Source organism: Serratia ureilytica (assembly GCF_013375155.1).
Lineage (GTDB): Bacteria > Pseudomonadota > Gammaproteobacteria > Enterobacterales > Enterobacteriaceae > Serratia > Serratia ureilytica.
This window is the reverse complement of record NZ_JABXOF010000002.1, coordinates 456,769-474,765: the sequence shown is the minus strand read 5'-3', so window position 1 is coordinate 474,765 and position 17,997 is coordinate 456,769. Positions and strand designations below refer to the sequence as shown.

Genomic DNA, 17,997 nt, shown 5'->3' with positions numbered 1-17,997 from the left:
CCCGTAATTGCAATAAAAATGCTAAGTGAATGTAAGTGAATTGCGGCGCCAAATAAAGATTATCTCAATAATAAACACCATAAGATTAATTAAGCAAATAAAGAACATTAAATAACTTATTAACCGGGATCGGTTTGTGAAATAGGTCAATAATCCGCGTTTTTTTTCTGCTTACCATGGGTTTATCGAACGAGAGGGTGATTTTATCTTCATGGTTTTTAAGGTTTTAATTGTCATTCCTGATGTTAATTAAAATGCCTTTTTGTATTTCATTTGTTGTTTGCCAGTTAACCCAGAGAGCGTGTTATGTTAGGCGATGCCGTATTTAATAGGGTAAAGCGATCGGATCATAAAGCGATTTCGGAAATAAGCGCCTTCTTGCGCAGTAACGATCTGAATATCGATACCACGGTTGAAATATTTATTACCGTTACCCAGCACGACAAATTGGTCGCCTGCGGCGGCATCGCCGACAATATTATCAAATGCGTCGCCATCAGCCCGCTGATGCGCGGCGAAGGGTTGGCGCTGGCGCTGGCGACCGAGCTGGTGAACCTGGCCTACGAGCGCCACCACACCCAGCTGTTTATCTACACCAAGGTGCAGAACGAGCCGCTGTTCCGCCAGTGCGGTTTCTACCCGATCGCCACCGTGCCGGGCATCGTGGTGCTGATGGAAAACAGCCCGTGCCGCCTGAAGCGCTACGCCGCCCAGCTGGCGAGCCAGCGCCGGCCGGGCGACACCATCGGCAGTATCGTGATGAACGCCAACCCCTTTACCCGCGGGCACCAGTATCTGGTGCGTCAGGCGGCCAAGCGCTGCGACTGGCTGCACCTGTTTCTGGTGAAGGAAAACACCTCGCGCTTCAGCTATGAAGACCGGCGCCGGCTGGTGCTGGCCGGCACCGCCGATATCCCCAACCTCACGGTACACGAAGGCTCGCAGTACGTGATCTCGCGCGCCACTTTCCCCTGTTACTTCATCAAGGACCAGGGCGTGGCCGACGACTGTTACACCGAAATCGATCTGAAGATCTTCCGCCAGTATCTGGCGCCCGCGCTGGGCATCACCCACCGCTTCGTCGGCAACGAGCCGTTCTGCGCGGTGACCGCGAAATACAACCGCGACATGCGCTACTGGCTGGAAACGCCGGCGCTGCCCAGCCCGCCGATCGCGCTGGTGGAAATCGAGCGTTTGCAATATCAGGGCACGGCGATCTCCGCCTCCTGGGTGCGCAAGCTGCTGGCGGCGGGGGACTTCCACGCCGCCGCGCCGCTGGTGCCGCCGGACACCCTGTACTACCTGCAGGATCTGCAAACGCAGCGCCGGGCCAAGGCGGCCCCGCATCCTTTTGAGTCCGCACAATCAGGTGAATGATGAAAATTATCCGAGAAGCAATGGCCGGCACGCTGGAATCCAGCGATGTCATGGTGCGCATCGCGCCCGCCGAGGGGCCGCAGCACGATCTGTTGATCGCCAGCAGCGTGGAAAAACAGTTCGGCGCGGCGATCCGCCGCACCCTGCTGGAGGTGCTGCAGCGTTATGAGGTGGAGCCGGTGCAGGTGATCGTCGACGACAAAGGGGCGCTGGACTGCGTGCTGCGCGCCCGGCTGGAAACCGCGCTGATGCGCGCCTGCGAGAGCGGCCAACTGCCGTGGGAGGCGAAAGATGAAAACGCTGAATAAAACCCGGCTGCGCCGCAGCATGCTGTTCGTTCCCGGCGCCAACGCGGCGATGGTCAGCAACGCCTTTATCTATCAGGCTGATGCGCTGATGTTCGATCTGGAAGACTCGGTGATCCTGCGTGAAAAAGACGCGGCGCGCCGGCTGGTGTACCACGCGCTGCAGCACCCGCTGTACCAGGAGGTGGAAACCATCGTGCGCGTCAATGCGCTCGACTCCGCCTACGGCCTGGCGGACCTGCAGGCGGTGGTGCGCGGCGGCGCGGACATCGTGCGCCTGCCGAAGACCGACAGCGCGCAGGACGTTGTCGACATGGAGCGCGAGATCGCCGCCATCGAGGCGGCCTGCGGCCGGCCGGTAGGCAGCACCGGGCTGCTGGCGGCGATCGAATCGGCGCAGGGCATCACCAACGCGGTGGCGATCGCGCACGCTTCGCCGCGTCTTATCGGCATCGCGCTGGGGGCGGAAGACTACGTGCGCAACCTGCGCACCGAACGCTCGCCGGAGGGCATTGAGCTGCTGTTCGCCCGCTGCTCGCTGCTGCAGGCGGCGCGCGCCGCCGGCATTCAGGCGTTCGACACCGTCTACTCCGACGCCAACAACGAGGCCGGCTTCCTGCAGGAAGCGGCGCTGATCAAACAGCTCGGCTTCGACGGCAAATCGCTGATCAACCCGCGCCAGATTGAGCTGCTGCACAACCTGTATGCGCCGACCGCCAAAGAGGTGGCGCACGCGCAGCGGGTGGTGGACGCCGCCGAAGCGGCGGAGCGGGAAGGGCGCGGCGTGGTGTCGCTCAACGGAAAAATGGTCGACAGCCCGGTGATTGAACGCGCCCGGCTGGTGCTGGAGCGCGCCGCGCTGTCCGGCTTACGGGAAGAACCGGCGCAGCACGGGGAGGAAGCATGATGAACCGCCAACAACGATTGATGACCTTCGCCAACCCGGCGGATCTGCCGGGTTATCAGGACGTGTCCAAAGCCAACCTGCAGGCGCGTAAACCGCGCGATCTCAAGCTGTGCGACTCCTTGCAGGAAGCGGTGCGCCGCAGCGGGCTGCAGGACGGCATGACCATCTCCTTCCACCATGCATTTCGCGGCGGCGATCTGGCGCTCAATCAGGTGATGGAGACGCTGGCGGCGATGGGGTTCCGCAACCTGACGCTGGCCTCCAGCTCGCTGACCGACTGCCATGCGCCGTTGGTTGAGCATATCCGCCACGGCGTGGTGAGCCGCATTTACACCTCCGGGCTGCGCGGCCCGCTGGCGGACGCCGTATCGCGCGGCCTGCTGGCGGAGCCGGTGCAAATTCACTCGCACGGCGGCCGGGTCAATCTGATCGAATCCGGCGAGCTGAAGATAGACGTGGCCTTCCTCGGCGTGCCGGCCTGCGATGAGTTCGGCAACGCCAACGGCTACAGCGGTGAAGCCTGCTGCGGCTCGCTCGGCTATGCGCGGGTGGACGCCGAGGCGGCGGGCACCGTGGTGCTGCTGACCGAGCAGCTGGTGCCGTATCCGCATCATCCCGCCAGCCTGGCGCAGGATCGGGTGGATCTGATCGTGCAGCTGGAGCGGGTGGGCGACGCCGACAAGATCGGCGCTGACGCCACGCGCATGACCTCGAACCCGCGCGAGCTGCTGATCGCCCGCCGCGCCGCCGAGGTGATCGCCGGTTCAGGCTACTTCACCGAAGGGTTTTCACTGCAAACCGGCACCGGCGGCGCCTCGCTGGCGGTGACCCGTTTCCTGGAGGACAAGATGCGCGCCCGCGGCATTCGCGCCGCGTTCGCCCTCGGCGGCATCACCTCGACCATGGTGGATCTGCACGAGAAAGGGTTGATCGGCAAGCTGCTGGACGTGCAGAGCTTCGATCGGGCGGCGGCGACCTCGCTGGCGCGCAACCCGCGCCATATCGAAATCAGCGCCAACCAGTACGCCAACTTCAGCTCCAAGGGCGCGTCGGTCGATCGGCTCGACGTGGTGGTGCTGAGCGCGCTGGAAATCGACACCGGCTTCAACGTTAACGTGCTGACCGGCTCCGACGGCGTGCTGCGCGGCGCGTCCGGCGGCCACTGCGACACCGCCGCCGCTGCGCGGCTGGCGATCATCGTCGCGCCGCTGGTGCGTGGGCGCATCCCGACGCTGGTGGAGCAGGTGACCACCTGCGTCACGCCGGGCTCCAGCATCGACATTCTGGTGACCGACCACGGCATCGCCGTCAACCCGGCGCGGCCGGAGCTGGCGCAGCGCCTGCGGGAGGCCGGGCTCGAGGTGGTGAGCATCGACTGGCTGCGCGCCCGCGCGCTGCAGCTGACCGGCGAACCGCAGCCGATCGCCTTTACCGACAAGGTGGTGGCGGTGGTGCGCTACCGCGACGGCTCGGTGATCGACGTGGTGCATCAGGTGGCGGAGTAAGCGATGGCCGCCGTCGATCCCCAACTGGCCGCCGAACGCGCGGTCAGCCTGCCGGAGTTGCTCACCAGCCGCGAATGCCGCCAGGCGCGGCAGCAGGCGTGGCTGGCGCAGCACGAGTGCACGCTGCTGGTGCTGACGCTGGTGGTGCCCGGCCCGGTGAAGGACAGCGCGCTGACGCGCGGCATCTTCAACCTGGGGTGGGCGGCGCTGCTGCGACTGTGCGCCGAACAGGGTTGGCCCAGCCCGCAGGCCGAGGCGCTGGCGCTCGCCACCGGTTGCGAAGGGTTTGTGGCGCTGCGCGCCGATGCCCAGCGGGTGAAGGACTGCGCCATGCAGCTGGAGGTGAGCCGCCCGATCGGCCGGCTGTGGGATATCGACGTGCTGGATACGCAGGGGCGCATTTTGTCGCGCCGCGACATCGGCCTATCGGCGCGGCGCTGCCTGCTGTGCGGCCAACCGGCCAAGATCTGCGCCCGCCAGCGGCGGCATGGCAGCGAGCAGCTGCTGCAAGAAATGGAAAGGATGTTCAACGATGCGATCTCTGCCGATTAATCCACCCGCCCGCCGAGCCGAGCCGGCCTGCGACTTCGCCCGCGCCGCCTTTCGCGCGCTGTTGGTGGAGGTCAACCTCACGCCCAAACCGGGGCTGGTGGATCGCCATAACACCGGCGCCCATCGCGACATGGATCTTGGGCATTTCTACCGCAGCGCCCGCGCCATCGGCGTGTGGCTGCCGCGTTTTATCCAGCGCGGCCGCGAAGACGCCTGCCGGCCGGCGGAGCGGCAGTTGGCGCGGCTGCGGCCGCTCGGCCTGGCCTGCGAAAACCAGATGTTTCGCGCCACCGGCGGCATTAACACCCATAAGGGCAGCGTGTTCTCACTCGGGTTGCTGTGCGCCGCCTTCGGCCGCCTGCAGCAGCAGGGCCGGGCCATCAGTGCCGCATCGTTATGCGCCGAAGTGGCGGCGATGTGCCGAGGGCTGGTGGACAGCGAGCTGCGATGCAACAACGCCGGGCAGACCGCCGGCCAGCGCTTGTTCGCTGCGTATGGCCTCAGCGGCGCGCGCGGCGAGGCGGAATCCGGTTTTCGGTTGGTGCTTGACGGCGCGCTGCCGCTGTATCGGCAACGGCTGGCCGCCGGTGGCGACGAACAGCGGGCGCTGCTGGACAGCCTGCTGTGGCTGATGGCCCACAACGATGACACCAACGTCGCCTCGCGCGGCGGCCTGCGCGGGCTGCGCTGGCTGCGGCGCCGGGCGGCTTTGCTGCTGGCGCAGGGCGGCTCGGCGGGGGAGGCGGGCCTGGCGCGCCTGCGGCGCTTCGATGCCGATTGCATTGCCCGCAACCTCAGCCCCGGCGGCAGCGCCGACTTGTTGATAGTGACCTGGCTGCTGGCGCAGCTGGGTGCCCAAGAATAATAACCAAGCCTTCAGGAGAGTCCCTATGTCCCAAACCCAGGAAAAGATCTGGAAAGCGATAGCGCCGCTGGCGGTGCTCGCGATCCTGTTATTGATACCGGTGCCCGACGGCATGCCGCCGCAGGCGTGGCACTATTTCGCCATCTTTGTGGCGATGATCGTCGGCATGATTCTGGAGCCGATCCCGGCCACCGCCATCAGTTTTATCGCGGTGACCGTCAGCGTGCTGAGCGCCAACTGGGTGCTGTTCGGCGCGCAGGAACTGGCGGAGCCGGGCTTCAAGGCCGGTAAAGAGGCGCTGAAATGGGGGCTGGCGGGCTTCTCCAGCACCACCGTCTGGCTGGTGTTCGGTGCTTTTATCTTCGCGCTGGGCTACGAGGCCACCGGGCTGGGGCGGCGCATCGCGCTGTTCCTGGTGAAATTCATGGGCAAGCGCACGCTGACGCTGGGCTATGCGGTGGTGATCATCGATATCCTGCTTGCGCCGTTCACGCCGTCCAACACCGCGCGCACCGGCGGCACGGTGTTCCCGGTGGTGAAAAACCTGCCGCCGTTGTTCGATTCCTTCCCTAACGATCCCTCTTCGCGCCGCATCGGCGGCTACCTGATGTGGATGATGGTGGTCGGCACCAGCATCAGCTCCTCGATGTTCGTCACCGGCGCCGCGCCGAACGTGCTGGGCATCGAGTTCGTCGGCAAGATAGCCGGGGTGCACATCAGCTGGATGCAGTGGTTCCTGGCGTTCCTGCCGGTCGGCCTGCTGCTGCTGATCATCGCGCCGCTGATCTCCTACTACCTCTACAAGCCGGGCGTGACCCACAGCAGCGAAGTGGCCGCCTGGGCGAATACCGCGCTGGGGGAAATGGGCAAGCTGACGCGCAAGGAGTACACCCTGATCGGCCTGGTGCTGCTCAGCCTATGCCTGTGGGTGTTCGGCGGCAAGGTGCTGGACGCCACTGCGGTGTGCCTGTTGGCGGTGTCGCTGATGCTGGCGCTGCACGTGGTGTCGTGGAAAGACATTACCAAATACTCCAGCGCCTGGAATACGCTGGTTAACCTGGCGACGCTGGTGGTGATGGCCAACGGCCTGACGCGCTCCGGCTTTATCGACTGGTTCGCCCAGACCATGAGCACCCACCTGGACGGCTTCTCGCCGAACATGACGGTAGTGGCGCTGGTGCTGGTGTTCTACTTCGCCCACTACCTGTTCGCCAGCCTGTCGGCGCACACCGCCACCATGCTGCCGGTGATCCTGGCGGTCGGCAAAGGGTTGCCGGGCGTGCCGATGGAGCAGCTGTCGATGCTGCTGGTGCTGTCGATCGGCATCATGGGCGTGCTGACGCCGTACGCCACCGGGCCGGGGGTGATTATCTACGGCTGCGGCTATGTGAAGTCGAAAGACTACTGGCGCCTGGGCGGCATTCTCGGCGTGGTGTACATCGCCGCGCTGCTGCTGATCGGCTGGCCAATCATGAGCCTGTGGTACTGAGTTGACGCACAGCGGCCGCCGCCCGGTGGCCGCTGGTACGATCTTTTCCCGTGAACCCTGTCACACACTTGTCACACTAACCCCGCCATCATACGCAGGCAAACGCTAACACCTTAAAAATAATCATTTTCCGGGAGCCTCTGCGGATGAGAAAAAAAACGTTATTGCTGTGCCTGCCTTTGTTATTCACCGGGAACGCGCTGGCGGACGCCGGTGGTTATCAACTGGAACAGGTGCTGGTGATGAGCCGCCATAACCTGCGCGCGCCGCTGGCCAACAACGGCAGCGTGCTGGCGCAGTCCACGCCGAAGGCCTGGCCGGCCTGGGAAACGCCGGGCGGCCAGCTGACCACCAAGGGCGGGGTGCTGGAAGTGTATATGGGGCACTATTTCAACGCCTGGCTGAAGCAGACCGGCCTGTTGCCGCAAGAGGGCTGCCCGACCGCCGGCAGCGTGTACGTCTACGCCAACAGCCTGCAGCGCACGGTGGCCACCGCGCAGTTCTTCAGCAATGGCGCGTTCCCGGGCTGCGACGTCAGCGTGCACCATCAGGACAAGATGGGCGAGATGGATCCGACCTTCAACCCGATCATCACCGACACCAGCGAAGCCTTCAACCAGCAGGCGCTGGCCGCGATGAACGCCGCGCTGGGATCGCTGAAGCTGGACGCCTCTTATCAGCAGTTGGCGAAGATCATCGACTACAAGGATTCCGCCGCCTGCAAGACCGACAAACACTGCGACCTGACCAAAGAAGCCAGCGTGATGAGCGCGGTGCCGGGCAAAGAGCCGGGCGTCTCCGGCCCGCTGCGGGTGGGCAACTCGCTGGTGGACGCCTTTATGCTGCAGTACTACGAAGGTTTCCCGATGAAAGAGGTGGCCTGGGGCAAAATCGCCACGCCGCACCAGTGGCAGCAGCTGGCGCAGTTGAAAGACGGCTATCAGGATTCGCTGTTCACCTCGCCGGTGGTGGCGCAGAACGTCGCCAAGCCGCTGCTGACCTACATCAACAACGCGCTGCTGGGCGAGCGTAAACCGGACGCGCCGAAGCTGACGGTGCTGGTGGGCCACGACTCCAATATCGCCTCGCTGCTGTCGGCCATGCAGTTCCAGCCGTATCAGCTGCCGCAGCAGTACGAGAAAACGCCGATCGGCGGCAAACTGGTGTTCCAGCGCTGGCGCGACGCGCAGAACGACCGGGAATTGCTGAAGATCGAGTACGTCTATCAGTCCACCGAGCAGTTGCGCAAGGCGACACCGCTGACGCTGCAAACCCCGCCGCAGCGCGTGACGCTGGCGCTGAAAGGCTGCCCGATCGATAAAGACGGCTTCTGCGCCTGGAGCGATTTCGAGAAGACCATGAAAGGCATCTTGTAATGCCCGGCCTCTCTCCCGAATGCGGGGGAGAGGCCTTTTCCCATTTCGCCCAACGCGCCTCCGCGCGGGACTTAACGCCATTTATTTTGCCCAGGGTCATTGTTGCAGGCCGTTTCGGGGGCTAACATCATCAGCCAGCCTGCTTATCATGGATACCGCCGTTGCCCACTTTTATCCGCAATATCGAATTTTTCACGCCGGACGGCTATCCGGGCCAGGTGGCGCGCTGCCAGTTTGCGCTGGCGGAGTATCGCGACGACAGTTTTCCCGAGGCGGGCTTTACGCTGCCGGACCACCTGGCGCGCGCGGTGCCGAAACGCCGTGCGGAGTATCTGGCCGGGCGTGTGCTGGCGCGACAGCTGCTGGCGCCGCTCGGTTTCGCCGACTTCACCCTGGCGCGCGGCGAAGATCGCGCGCCGCAGTGGCCGCCGGGCATCGCCGGGGCGCTGAGCCATAATTCGCATACCGCGCTGTGCGCCGTACACCGAGAGAGCGGGCTGGGCGGCGTTGGGCTGGATGTGGAGACGCTGCTGTCCGTGGCGCGAGCGGAGGAGCTGTGGAGCGCGATCGTTTCACCGGTGGAGCGCGAGACGTTGCTGGGCGAAACGCTGCCGTTCAACGAGCTGCTGACGCTGACGTTTTCCGCCAAAGAGAGCCTGTTCAAAGCGCTGTACCCGCAGGTGCGCCGATATTTCGATTTTCTTGATGCGCGGATGGTGGCGGTGGATGCGCAGCGGCAGACGTTCGAATTGGCGCTGCTCACCACGTTGACGCCGCATTGCTGCGCCGGACGGCGTTTCGCCGGGCGGTTTTGGCGTGAAGGTGACGATGTCACGACTTTTATTTTTTGCTAAAACACAATAATAACAGTGTGTTATTTCTTGTTGTGGCGTAACGCGAATTTGCCGCGGCGTGCGGAAAGATTCATTCATCGGAGATTGACCGACGGTGGGGATCCGGTGTAATTTACCCACCCTTTACAGCTAATGATAATTATTCGCATAAACATTATCATTGGTGAGGCGCAACAAAGGAGTGGTCTTGTGGCGACACTGACGACAGAAAACCAAACCTTCTCCGGGTTTGAGTACGCCGAACAATCGACCTTTTTGTACCGGTCAGAATTCCGTTCCCTCTCCGCCGATGGCGTGTTTGAGCGTATCGAGACGCCGGCGTTCGGCGGCGAGCAGGAAGGCAGCGCGCTGGCGCAGCATATTCGCCAGGCGCTGGCGCGCGCCAAAGCCGCCGGCCAGGCGGCCCCGGTGGTGGTGGGCGCCATTCCGTTCGACACGCGCCGGCCTTCCTGCCTGTATATCCCTGAAGAAAGCCGATTCGTCGCCAACGACAGCTTTATCCGCGCCGCGCGCCCGATGCTGCAACAGCCGCATCGCCTGGTCGCCTGCACCAGTATTCCAGATGAACCGCGATTCAAACACGCGGTCGCGGAAGCGGTCAGCCGCTTTAAACAAGGCAAGCTGGACAAGGCGGTGCTGTCGCGCATCCTCGATATCGAGCTGGAGGATCCGGTGGCCGGCCACCGGATCCTCAATAACCTGATGGTGCAGAACCCGACCGGTTACCACTTCTCCCTGCCGCTGGCCGATGGCAGCGTGTTGATCGGCGCCAGCCCTGAACTGCTGATCCGCAAGCAGGGCGGCGAGATCCACACCAATCCGCTGGCGGGCTCGGCGCGCCGACAGGACGATCCGCAGCAGGATCGCCTCGGCAGCGAGCGCCTGATGCGCTCGACCAAAGACAAATACGAACACAAGCTGGTGATCGACGACATTCGCCGCCACCTGGCGCCATTGTGCGCCACCCTGAGCGTACCCAGCGGCCCGTCGCTGCTCAGCACCGGCACCATGTGGCACCTGTCCACCCGCATTCGCGGCGAGCTGCTGAACCCGAATCTCAACGTGATGCAGCTGGCCTGCCTGCTGCATCCGACGCCGGCGCTGTGCGGCTTCCCGACCGAAAGCGCCCGCCAGCTGATCGCCGCTCTGGAACCGCACGATCGCGGCTTGTTCAGCGGCATTGTCGGCTGGTGCGATGCCAACGGCGACGGCGAGTGGGCGATCGTCATCCGCAGCGGGCTGCTGCGCGGCAACCGGGTGCGGCTGTTCGCCGGCGCGGGCATCGTCGCCGCCTCGACGCCGCAGTCCGAGTGGATGGAAACCACCGCCAAACTGGGCACCATGCTCAACGCTTTCGGCCTGAACAGCGGCGCGCTGTAGGCCTCTTTGCGGCGCAGTCCGCGCCGCGTCATAGCCTTTCGCAGGAGACAACGATGAACAACAACATGACCCGGCGGTGCGCCCGGATGGCGGTGCGCGCATGAGCATTCAGATGGATTTCACCGGCAAACGCGTGTGGGTGACCGGCGCGGCGCGCGGCATCGGCGAGCAGATCGCCCGCCACTTTTTGACCCAGGGCGCCGAGGTGGTGGGGTTTGACCGAGAATTCGCCAATCCGGATCTGCCTTACCCCTGCGTGACGTTGGACATCAGCCGGCCGGAGCTGGTGGAGGCGGTGTGCCGCCAACAGCTGGCGGAGAACCCGCGACTGGACGTGTTGGTCAACGCCGCCGGTATTCTGCGCATGGGCAATACCGAAGATCTGAGCGTGGATGACTGGCACCAGTGCATCAACGTCAACGCCTCGGGGGCGTTTTACCTGTTTCGCGCCGTGCTGCCGCACTTCAAGGCGCAGCGCAGCGGGGCGATCGTCAGCATCGGCTCCAACGCCGCGCACGTGCCGCGCGCGCAGATGGCGGCCTACTGCGCCTCCAAGGCGGCGCTGACCAGCCTGAACCACTGCGTGGGGTTGGAGATGGCGCCGTTCGGCGTGCGGTGCAATCTGGTGTCGCCGGGCTCGACCGACACGCCGATGCAGCGCGGCATGTGGCAGACCGACGATGCGCAGCAACGCACCATCGCCGGCTTCCCCGAGATGTTCAAGCTGGGGATCCCGCTGGGTAAAATCGCGCGTCCGGACGAGATCGCCAACGCGGTGCTGTTCCTGGCCTCGGATTTGGCCAGCCACATCACCATGCAGGACATCGTGATCGACGGCGGCGCCACGCTGGCCGCCTGAGTCAGACCCGCTGGCGGCGCAGCAGGTGCCGCGCGCCCTCCGCCGCCAGCAGCAGCACCGCCAGCCAGATCGCCAGATAGGTTGGCCATTCGCTTTGGCTGATGCTCTCGCCGAGCAGCAGCGCGACGAGCACCAGCAGCACCGGTTCCACATAGCTCAGCAGGCCGAACAGGCTGAACGGCAGCATGCGGCTTGCGAGGATGTAACACACCAGTGCCACGGCGCTGATGACGCCGAGCAGCGGAATGCGCCAATACAGCTCGGCATTGATCTGCAGCGCCGCCGCGCCGCCGTCGCCGAAGGCGAACCAGGCCGCCGCCGGCAGCATCAGCGTCAGCTCGCACCACAGGCCGCCGAGATTGTCGGTGCCGAAACGCCGCCGCAAAATAAAGTAGAGCGGATACCCTAGCGCTACCACCAGCGTCGGCCACGATACGCCGCCCGCCTGATACAGCTCATTGCCCACCCCCGCCACGGCGCACGCCACCGCCAGTTTTTGCAGCAGCGACAGCCGATCGCGGTAGATCAAACGGCCCGCCAGCACCATGGTCAGCGGCAGCAGAAAATAGCCGAGCGACACGTCGAGCGCCTTGCCGTGCAGCGGCGCCCACAGGAACAGCCACAGCTGCACCCCCAGCAGCGCCGAGGTGAGCAGCAGGCCCAGCAGACGCGGCGGCCGTTGGCCTATCCCGACCAGCGTGTCGCTCACCTTGCGCCAATCGCCGGACAGCGCCATGAACAGCGTCAGGAACGGCAGCGTCAGCAGCGTGCGCCAGCCGTAGACCTGTTCGCCGTTCAGCGGGGTGAGGGTAGAGGTGAAGTAATACATCGCGCCGAACAAGATGGAGGCGACGACCGAAAGAGTGATGCCCTTAATCACACGCATTCCTGGTGAGTGATTGATTTTATGGCGGCTACTGTAGAGAAATTTGCCGCCAACGACAATGGCGCAGCCGGGCGCTGGACAATCGGCGGCGGCGGGTTACAATGGATACTGTGTATTCATACAGGTTTTGGCGATGACAATCGATCTTTTTGAAGACGCGCTGCCGCCGCCGTGGCGTGAAGAGATCGCCCCCGGCGCGGTGGTGATGCACGGCTTTGTGCGCGATCACGGGCCGGCACTGCTGGCGGCGGTGCAGGGCGTGGTGGCGCAGGTGCCGTGGCAGCATTTGACCACCCCCGGCGGGCACGTGATGTCGGTGGCGATGAGCTGGTGCGGCAACGGCTGGACCAGCGACAGCCGCGGCTACCGTTACTCGGAACGCGACGCGCGCAGCGGCAAACGCTGGCCGCCGATCCCGCCTATTCTGATGGCGTTGGCGGACGAAGCCGCGCAGCAGGCGGGCTTTGGCCCCTTCGTGCCGGATTCCTGTTTGATGAACCGTTACGATCCGGGCAGCAAGCTGTCGCTGCATCAGGATAAAGACGAGCACGACTTCGGCGCGCCGATCGTCTCGGTGTCGCTCGGGTTGCCGGCAGTCTTTCAGTTCGGCGGGCTGCAACGCAGCGACCGGGCGCGGCGCATCCCATTGGCGCACGGCGACGTGGTGGTGTGGGGCGGCCCGTCGCGGCTCTGTTTCCACGGCATCCTGCCGGTCAAGGAAGGCTACCACTCGCTGGTGGGGCCGCACCGCATCAACATCACGCTACGCAAGGCGCTTTAGCTGCGGCTCCTGCGCCAGGCAGGCGACGAGATAGTCGATAAACACCCGCAGTTTGGGCGGCAGATACTGGTTGGGCGCGTAAAGCAACCACAGGCCGCCGTGATAGCTGCTGAGGAAATCCCATTCCGGCAGTACCTGCACGATCTCGCCCTCGTCGAGCGCCTGGCGGGCGGTAAAGTACGGCAGGCTGCCGATGCCGATATGCCGTTTCACCGCGTCCAGCCGCACGCCGGTGTGGTTGGCGGCGTAGCGGCCGCGCACGTTGACCGTCACCGTTTTGCCGCTGCGGCGGAACTTCCATTGCGCGTCGCTCGGCGTTTCTCCCAGATAGATGCAGCTGTGCGCCGCCAGATCGTGCGGGTGCTGCGGCGCGCCGTGCTGCGCCAGATAGTGCGGCGTGGCGCACAGCAGGTGGTCTATTCGCATCAGCTGACGGCCGATCAAGCCCGGCGACGGGCGATCGGTAATGCGTAGCGCCAGATCGACGCGGTCGTCGATCAGATCCATATAACGATCTTCCAGCCGCAGCCTCACGTCCACCTTCGGATAACGTCGCAGGAACTCCGGCATGTGCGGATGCAGCACGAAACGGCCTACCGCCTTGGGCACGCTGACGCTGACCAGCCCTTCGGGCTCTGCGGCGCCGCGCCCGCCGATCGCCATCACCGCGTCGGCCGCCGCCAGCAGGGTGCGGCAGTGCGCAAACGCCTCTTCGCCGCTTTCGCTCAGCCGCAGTTTACGGGTGGTGCGATGCAGCAGCTGCAGCGCCAGCGCCTGTTCGAGCTTCGCCACGCTGCGGCTGACGGCGGAAGGTGAAGCGCCCAGTTTGCGGGCGGCGGCGGAAAAGCTGCCGCTCTCCACGACCTGGACGAAAACGGCCATTTCGGCCAACAGCGCGTAAGAAAGATTTGTGCTCATGACGCAAAGGTCCATTGTGATGGCGACGGATTATGCTCCGATTATGACATGAATATAATGGCTCTTCGAACCGAGGAGAAAAATGATGACCGAGCGACGTTATTACTACAGCGACGATTTACAGGGCCAGGCGCAGGTATTGAGCTGTGAGCCGGCCGAGGCGGGCGCTTACGCCGTGGAACTGGACGCCACGCTGTTTCACCCGCAGGGCGGCGGGCAGCCGGCCGACGTGGGAGCGTTGAATGGCGTCGCCGTGTTGCGGGTGCAGCAGCAGGGGGATAGGGTGTTGCACTATACGGCGGCGCCGCTGCCGATCGGGCCGGTCAATATGCAGGTCGACGAAGCGCAACGCCGGCTGCACGCCCGCTGGCACTCCGGCGGCCATCTGATCGGCTGGCTGGGGGAAACCCGCGGTTGGCAGCCGGTGAAAGCGCATCATTGGCCGGGAGAAGGGCGCATCACGTTCACGCCGGGGCCGGACGTACAGACGCTGGAGGCGGCGTTTTTACACGCGGAGCTGGCGCGCCTGATCGCCGCCGATTTGCCGCGTCGCCAACAGGCGGTGGACGGGATGCGCCAGATCGGTTTCGGCGATCTGCCCGCCTACGGTTGCGGCGGCACGCATGTCGCCACGTTGGGCGAGGTGGGCGCGATCGCGATTACCGGCGTAAAGATGAAGAAAGGGCAGCTGATCGTGCAGTATGCGCTGGAATAAAAGCGTCAGCGCCCGGCCTGCCGCAGCTGGGTGCAGAAGGCGCACTGGCATCCCGCCACCGGCACCGCCTCACAGCGGCCGATATTCACCGGCTGGGCGTCCATAGCGTGAAAGCCGTAAAACAGATTTTCGATGTTCTGTTCCGCCGCACGCGCCTGTTCGGTGCGCGGCTCGGGCACTTTTGACTGAAACGCCGCAGCCTTGCCGGCCAACAGGCTGAGAAACAGCAGCGACAGCTGGATTTTCATCGTCGTCTTCCCTTTGCTTTTTTTGATACGTTATAACAAAACCAAAGCGCCGCCAAGCGCCGCTCTCGCGCTCGGCGCCCGCCGGCGCGTGAGCCGGTGCGGTGAACACCCAAGCTTAATTCATTTTACTCATTGATTTTATTGAAATTGATGAAATAGTCAGATGCCATCATCCAGGGCATGACAGGGCAGCCAATATTCTAAATACTTAATTGAAGAGGCGCTCGGGGCAGGAGAAGCGCTTTGGGTGTGCGTTTTTGCACGGCGCGCCCGCCGTTTTTGGCATGGACTGCATTTTCTCAGTGTCGTGGATTGTAAAATGGATTTTTGTAACCGGATTTCCGTGTGTTTATTGACGTTTAATTCATCGCGCCTGCTGCGTGACGTGTTGCAACCTGTGGCGGCGTTCGCCGATGAAATCATCGTGGTGGATTCGGGCAGTACTGACGGCACGTTGGCCATTTGCGACGACTTCAATATCAAGCCTCTTTATCACCCGTTTGAAACCCATGGCCGGCAAATGAATTACGCCATATCCCGCGCGCGACATGACTGGGTTTTGTGCCTGGACAGCGATGAGATCATGGATGATGAAGCGGTCGACGCGATGCGGCTTTTCAAGCGCACCCCAGGCCCCGACAAAAATAACGCCTATCGCATTCGTCGCGATTGGTTTGTGTTGGGACAGGCGGTCAGAACGCTTTATCCCGTCTCGTCACCGGATTACCCCATTCGCTTTTTTCATCGCCAGGTGGTGAAGTTCAATGATGCGCCGGTAGATGATGCGGCGGAAGGGGGGACATCCACCTTGATACTGGCCGGGCACGTTAAACACGACACTTTTTTCTCAATCGAGGAAGTGTTTGCCAAGCTGAACAGCTATACGGCGCGCGTGGTGAAATACAAGGCGATAAGGCCATCGATTCTCCGAGGGGTGATTAGCGCCATCGGCGCATTTTTCAAGTGGTACATTTTCAGCGGCGCCTGGAAAGCGGGCCGGGTCGGGGCCGTGACCGGCGTTTACGCGGTGTCCTACAGCTTTTTGAAGTATTTCAAGGCGTGGTACCACAGATAGCCGAACGGCGGGCGTGGCGTGAGCTCCCGTTCGATTGCGGCGCGCGATTACGGCGTTGGGCCGGCAATCGCGCGCCGAAGGCGGGGGGCGAACCGCCTTCATCTCCTCGTTTAAACGCTGTCTTCAGCGATCAGCACCTCAGTAATATCAATGCGATGCAGCAGCTTTCTCTGTTTCTCATGGCTGATTTTCTTCATGCGGCGCAGCCGATACAGCTCTTCTCTTTCCGCGTGCAACGAGGCTAAGTACAGCTGCTTTTCCAGCCGCTTCAGCGCCACGATATTCTTAACGTCTTCTTTGGTCAGAATTTTACGTTGCAGCACGTCCAGCATCCGCCGCGTCGTTTCTTCAATCAGTTCCGGCGTGGCGTCGTCCGGCGGGGCGACGAGCAGCTTTTCCTTGGTTTCGTTGACGGCCTTGGTCGCCGCGCTCGCCAAGGCTTCTGAAACGGAGAAAGCCTCTTCCTGATCTTCTTCCGGCGGCAGATTGCCGCGCAACAGGAAGGGCAGCGTGACGATGCCGACGACGATCGACAGCAAGATGACTCCCGAGGCGATAAACACCAGCTGATACCGCCCCGGGAATGGCGAGCCATCCAATAGAAACAGCGGAATTGACAGCACGCCCGCCAGGGTCACCGCCCCTCGCACCCCGGCAAAGGCGGCGACGAACAGATCGCGCGTGCTGAATTTCGAAAATAACAGCGGATCTTTGCGCATCAGGGTCGCGCTGCCGACCTTCATCAGCCACAGCCAAATCAAACGCACGGCGATCAAACTAAAATAGATGATCACCACGTAAGCCAGCAGTGTCTCCAGGCTGATGGAATGATCGATACCGGTTTGCGCCACGGTGAAGTTCAAGATGCCCGGCAGCTGCAGCCCAAGCAGAATAAACACCATGCCGTTAAACACGAACTCGAGCATTTCCCAAATATTATTGGTGCGTAAACGCACCAGCGGCATGCTGCGATTCACTTTGGATTGGCCAATCATCATGCCGGCGCTAACGGCGGCCAGGATGCCGGATACGCCAATTCTTTCCGCAATCAGATAGCAGGAAAAGGGCAGTAACAGCGAGAAAATAATCTGGGTGGCGGAATCGTTATACATCCATTTATGGATGAACTTAACCATTTGATTATAGAGAAAGACAATAATGATGCCGCACAGCACCCCGCCAATCGATACCTGAAGAAAGGTCAGAAAGGCGCTCTCCAGGGTAAACGCCATCGCGCCGAGCGCGACAGCGATGGAGAAGTTGAGGGAAACCAACCCGGAGGCGTCGTTCATCAGCGCCTCCCCTTCAATTACGCTCATCACGGGTTTGGGCATGCGTCCTTTACCGACGATGCCGGACAGCGCCACGGCGTCCGTTGGCGACAGAACGGCGGCCAGGGCAAACGCGGCGGCGAGGGGGATTGACGGGAGCAGGAAGTGAATCAGATAACCCACCCCGACGACCGTGATGATCACCAGCACCAGGGCCAGACAAAGGATTTCTCTGCCGTAATGGATGAACTCTTGCGCCGGCGTTTTCCAACCGTCGGCGAACAGCAGCGGGGGAATAAACAGCATCAAGAAAAGCTCGGGATTGAAGTCGATATGCAACCCAAACTGCGGCCAGGCCAACACGGCGCCAACGATGATTTGCATCAGCGGAAGCGGGATTTGGAAGGGCAATATGCGCGTCACGACGCCGGACAACGAGACGGTGAGCAATAAGATCAATATGGTGAAGAATGTTTCCATCGTGAACCTTTTGTGGATTTAATTTTTCTCGCCGTTATCAAACGGTTTTCTGCATGCCGCCCCTCAGGCGGGCTCGTCGGCCAAGGCTGAACAGCGGCCACGGCGGCCGCTGTCGATAAAGAAAGCGCAGTTGAGCAAGGCCGGTCTTCGCCCC

General features: G+C 62.8%; 18 protein-coding genes. 14 read left to right on the top strand and 4 right to left on the bottom strand.

Going from position 1 to position 17,997, the window contains the following annotated elements:
* The first annotated feature begins 306 nt into the window (after positions 1–306).
* The 11 genes from citC (at position 307) to dhbA (ending at position 11,469) form a co-directional block, all read left to right on the top strand.
* On the top strand, positions 307–1,377 hold the full coding sequence (gene citC / locus HWW83_RS05645) for a [citrate (pro-3S)-lyase] ligase (protein WP_004940809.1): 1,071 nt from the start codon (positions 307–309) through the stop codon (positions 1,375–1,377).
* Positions 1,377–1,685, top strand: a complete 309-nt coding sequence (gene citD, locus HWW83_RS05640; RefSeq protein WP_046687418.1) for a citrate lyase acyl carrier protein — start codon at positions 1,377–1,379, stop codon at positions 1,683–1,685. Before citC ends, citD begins: the two co-directional genes overlap by 1 nt.
* Positions 1,669–2,589 carry a citrate (pro-3S)-lyase subunit beta gene (gene citE / locus HWW83_RS05635; RefSeq protein ID WP_016927085.1) on the top strand — a complete coding sequence of 307 codons (921 nt, stop codon included), beginning with the start codon at positions 1,669–1,671 and terminating at the stop codon, positions 2,587–2,589. The genes citD and citE overlap by 17 nt, the downstream gene beginning before the upstream one ends.
* Positions 2,589–4,094 carry a citrate lyase subunit alpha gene (gene citF, locus HWW83_RS05630; RefSeq protein WP_028130661.1) on the top strand — a complete coding sequence of 502 codons (1,506 nt, stop codon included), beginning with the start codon at positions 2,589–2,591 and terminating at the stop codon, positions 4,092–4,094. Before citE ends, citF begins: the two co-directional genes overlap by 1 nt.
* A gap of 3 nt (positions 4,095–4,097) precedes the next feature.
* Positions 4,098–4,646, top strand: a complete 549-nt coding sequence (citX, locus tag HWW83_RS05625) for a citrate lyase holo-[acyl-carrier protein] synthase (protein ID WP_176589066.1) — start codon at positions 4,098–4,100, stop codon at positions 4,644–4,646.
* The gene (gene citG / locus HWW83_RS05620; RefSeq protein ID WP_033651844.1) at positions 4,627–5,511 is read left to right on the top strand and encodes a triphosphoribosyl-dephospho-CoA synthase CitG; all 885 of its coding nucleotides are present in this window, start codon (positions 4,627–4,629) and stop codon (positions 5,509–5,511) included. Before citX ends, citG begins: the two co-directional genes overlap by 20 nt.
* A gap of 25 nt (positions 5,512–5,536) precedes the next feature.
* A complete protein-coding gene (locus tag HWW83_RS05615) occupies positions 5,537–7,000 on the top strand; it encodes an anion permease (RefSeq protein ID WP_033643712.1) in 1,464 nt (487 codons plus the stop codon).
* 146 nt (positions 7,001–7,146) lie between these two features.
* Positions 7,147–8,376: a bifunctional glucose-1-phosphatase/inositol phosphatase gene (agp, locus tag HWW83_RS05610; RefSeq protein ID WP_043143150.1), complete on the top strand. Its 1,230-nt coding sequence runs from the start codon at positions 7,147–7,149 to the stop codon at positions 8,374–8,376.
* Between the two features lie 161 nt (positions 8,377–8,537).
* Complete coding sequence (locus HWW83_RS05605) at positions 8,538–9,230, top strand: 4'-phosphopantetheinyl transferase family protein (protein ID WP_042785751.1); 693 nt, start codon at positions 8,538–8,540, stop codon at positions 9,228–9,230.
* Between the two features lie 189 nt (positions 9,231–9,419).
* Complete coding sequence (locus tag HWW83_RS05600) at positions 9,420–10,610, top strand: isochorismate synthase (RefSeq protein WP_176589065.1); 1,191 nt, start codon at positions 9,420–9,422, stop codon at positions 10,608–10,610.
* 100 nt (positions 10,611–10,710) lie between these two features.
* Positions 10,711–11,469: a 2,3-dihydro-2,3-dihydroxybenzoate dehydrogenase gene (gene dhbA / locus HWW83_RS05595; protein ID WP_033643707.1), complete on the top strand. Its 759-nt coding sequence runs from the start codon at positions 10,711–10,713 to the stop codon at positions 11,467–11,469.
* A 1-nt stretch (position 11,470) separates the two neighbouring features.
* Here dhbA and rarD read toward each other — a convergent pair whose 3' ends face one another.
* On the bottom strand, positions 11,471–12,349 hold the full coding sequence (gene rarD / locus HWW83_RS05590) for an EamA family transporter RarD (protein WP_033643705.1): 879 nt from the start codon (positions 12,347–12,349) through the stop codon (positions 11,471–11,473).
* Positions 12,350–12,488: 139 nt separating this feature from the next.
* Here rarD and alkB point away from each other — a divergent pair, with 139 nt between their 5' ends.
* The gene (alkB, locus tag HWW83_RS05585; protein ID WP_033643703.1) at positions 12,489–13,136 is read left to right on the top strand and encodes a DNA oxidative demethylase AlkB; all 648 of its coding nucleotides are present in this window, start codon (positions 12,489–12,491) and stop codon (positions 13,134–13,136) included.
* Here the strand turns inward: alkB and HWW83_RS05580 are convergent.
* On the bottom strand, positions 13,119–14,054 hold the full coding sequence (locus tag HWW83_RS05580; RefSeq protein ID WP_033651839.1) for a LysR family transcriptional regulator: 936 nt from the start codon (positions 14,052–14,054) through the stop codon (positions 13,119–13,121). The genes alkB and HWW83_RS05580 overlap by 18 nt on opposite strands.
* Before the next feature lie 85 nt (positions 14,055–14,139).
* Between HWW83_RS05580 and HWW83_RS05575 the strand changes: the two genes are divergently transcribed.
* Positions 14,140–14,769 carry an alanyl-tRNA editing protein gene (locus HWW83_RS05575; protein WP_176589133.1) on the top strand — a complete coding sequence of 210 codons (630 nt, stop codon included), beginning with the start codon at positions 14,140–14,142 and terminating at the stop codon, positions 14,767–14,769.
* A gap of 5 nt (positions 14,770–14,774) precedes the next feature.
* Here HWW83_RS05575 and HWW83_RS05570 read toward each other — a convergent pair whose 3' ends face one another.
* Positions 14,775–15,017 carry a hypothetical protein gene (locus HWW83_RS05570; protein ID WP_015378427.1) on the bottom strand — a complete coding sequence of 81 codons (243 nt, stop codon included), beginning with the start codon at positions 15,015–15,017 and terminating at the stop codon, positions 14,775–14,777.
* A gap of 319 nt (positions 15,018–15,336) precedes the next feature.
* Here HWW83_RS05570 and HWW83_RS05565 point away from each other — a divergent pair, with 319 nt between their 5' ends.
* Positions 15,337–16,092 carry a glycosyltransferase family 2 protein gene (locus tag HWW83_RS05565; protein ID WP_122003978.1) on the top strand — a complete coding sequence of 252 codons (756 nt, stop codon included), beginning with the start codon at positions 15,337–15,339 and terminating at the stop codon, positions 16,090–16,092.
* A gap of 110 nt (positions 16,093–16,202) precedes the next feature.
* On the opposite strand, the gene HWW83_RS05560 is transcribed toward HWW83_RS05565, so the two are convergent.
* Positions 16,203–17,843, bottom strand: a complete 1,641-nt coding sequence (locus tag HWW83_RS05560) for a Na+/H+ antiporter (RefSeq protein WP_016927100.1) — start codon at positions 17,841–17,843, stop codon at positions 16,203–16,205.
* Positions 17,844–17,997: the final 154 nt, after the last annotated feature.

Coding starts and splice junctions, on each gene's coding strand:
- citC (WP_004940809.1), top strand. CDS start 307: ATGTTAGGCGATGCCGTATTTAATAGGGTAAAGCGATCGGATCATAAA.
- citD (WP_046687418.1), top strand. CDS start 1,377: ATGAAAATTATCCGAGAAGCAATGGCCGGCACGCTGGAATCCAGCGAT.
- citE (WP_016927085.1), top strand. CDS start 1,669: ATGAAAACGCTGAATAAAACCCGGCTGCGCCGCAGCATGCTGTTCGTT.
- citF (WP_028130661.1), top strand. CDS start 2,589: ATGAACCGCCAACAACGATTGATGACCTTCGCCAACCCGGCGGATCTG.
- citX (WP_176589066.1), top strand. CDS start 4,098: ATGGCCGCCGTCGATCCCCAACTGGCCGCCGAACGCGCGGTCAGCCTG.
- citG (WP_033651844.1), top strand. CDS start 4,627: ATGCGATCTCTGCCGATTAATCCACCCGCCCGCCGAGCCGAGCCGGCC.
- HWW83_RS05615 (WP_033643712.1), top strand. CDS start 5,537: ATGTCCCAAACCCAGGAAAAGATCTGGAAAGCGATAGCGCCGCTGGCG.
- agp (WP_043143150.1), top strand. CDS start 7,147: ATGAGAAAAAAAACGTTATTGCTGTGCCTGCCTTTGTTATTCACCGGG.
- dhbA (WP_033643707.1), top strand. CDS start 10,711: ATGAGCATTCAGATGGATTTCACCGGCAAACGCGTGTGGGTGACCGGC.
- alkB (WP_033643703.1), top strand. CDS start 12,489: ATGACAATCGATCTTTTTGAAGACGCGCTGCCGCCGCCGTGGCGTGAA.
- HWW83_RS05580 (WP_033651839.1), bottom strand. CDS start 14,054: ATGAGCACAAATCTTTCTTACGCGCTGTTGGCCGAAATGGCCGTTTTC.
- HWW83_RS05575 (WP_176589133.1), top strand. CDS start 14,140: ATGACCGAGCGACGTTATTACTACAGCGACGATTTACAGGGCCAGGCG.
- HWW83_RS05570 (WP_015378427.1), bottom strand. CDS start 15,017: ATGAAAATCCAGCTGTCGCTGCTGTTTCTCAGCCTGTTGGCCGGCAAG.
- HWW83_RS05565 (WP_122003978.1), top strand. CDS start 15,337: ATGGATTTTTGTAACCGGATTTCCGTGTGTTTATTGACGTTTAATTCA.
- HWW83_RS05560 (WP_016927100.1), bottom strand. CDS start 17,843: ATGGAAACATTCTTCACCATATTGATCTTATTGCTCACCGTCTCGTTG.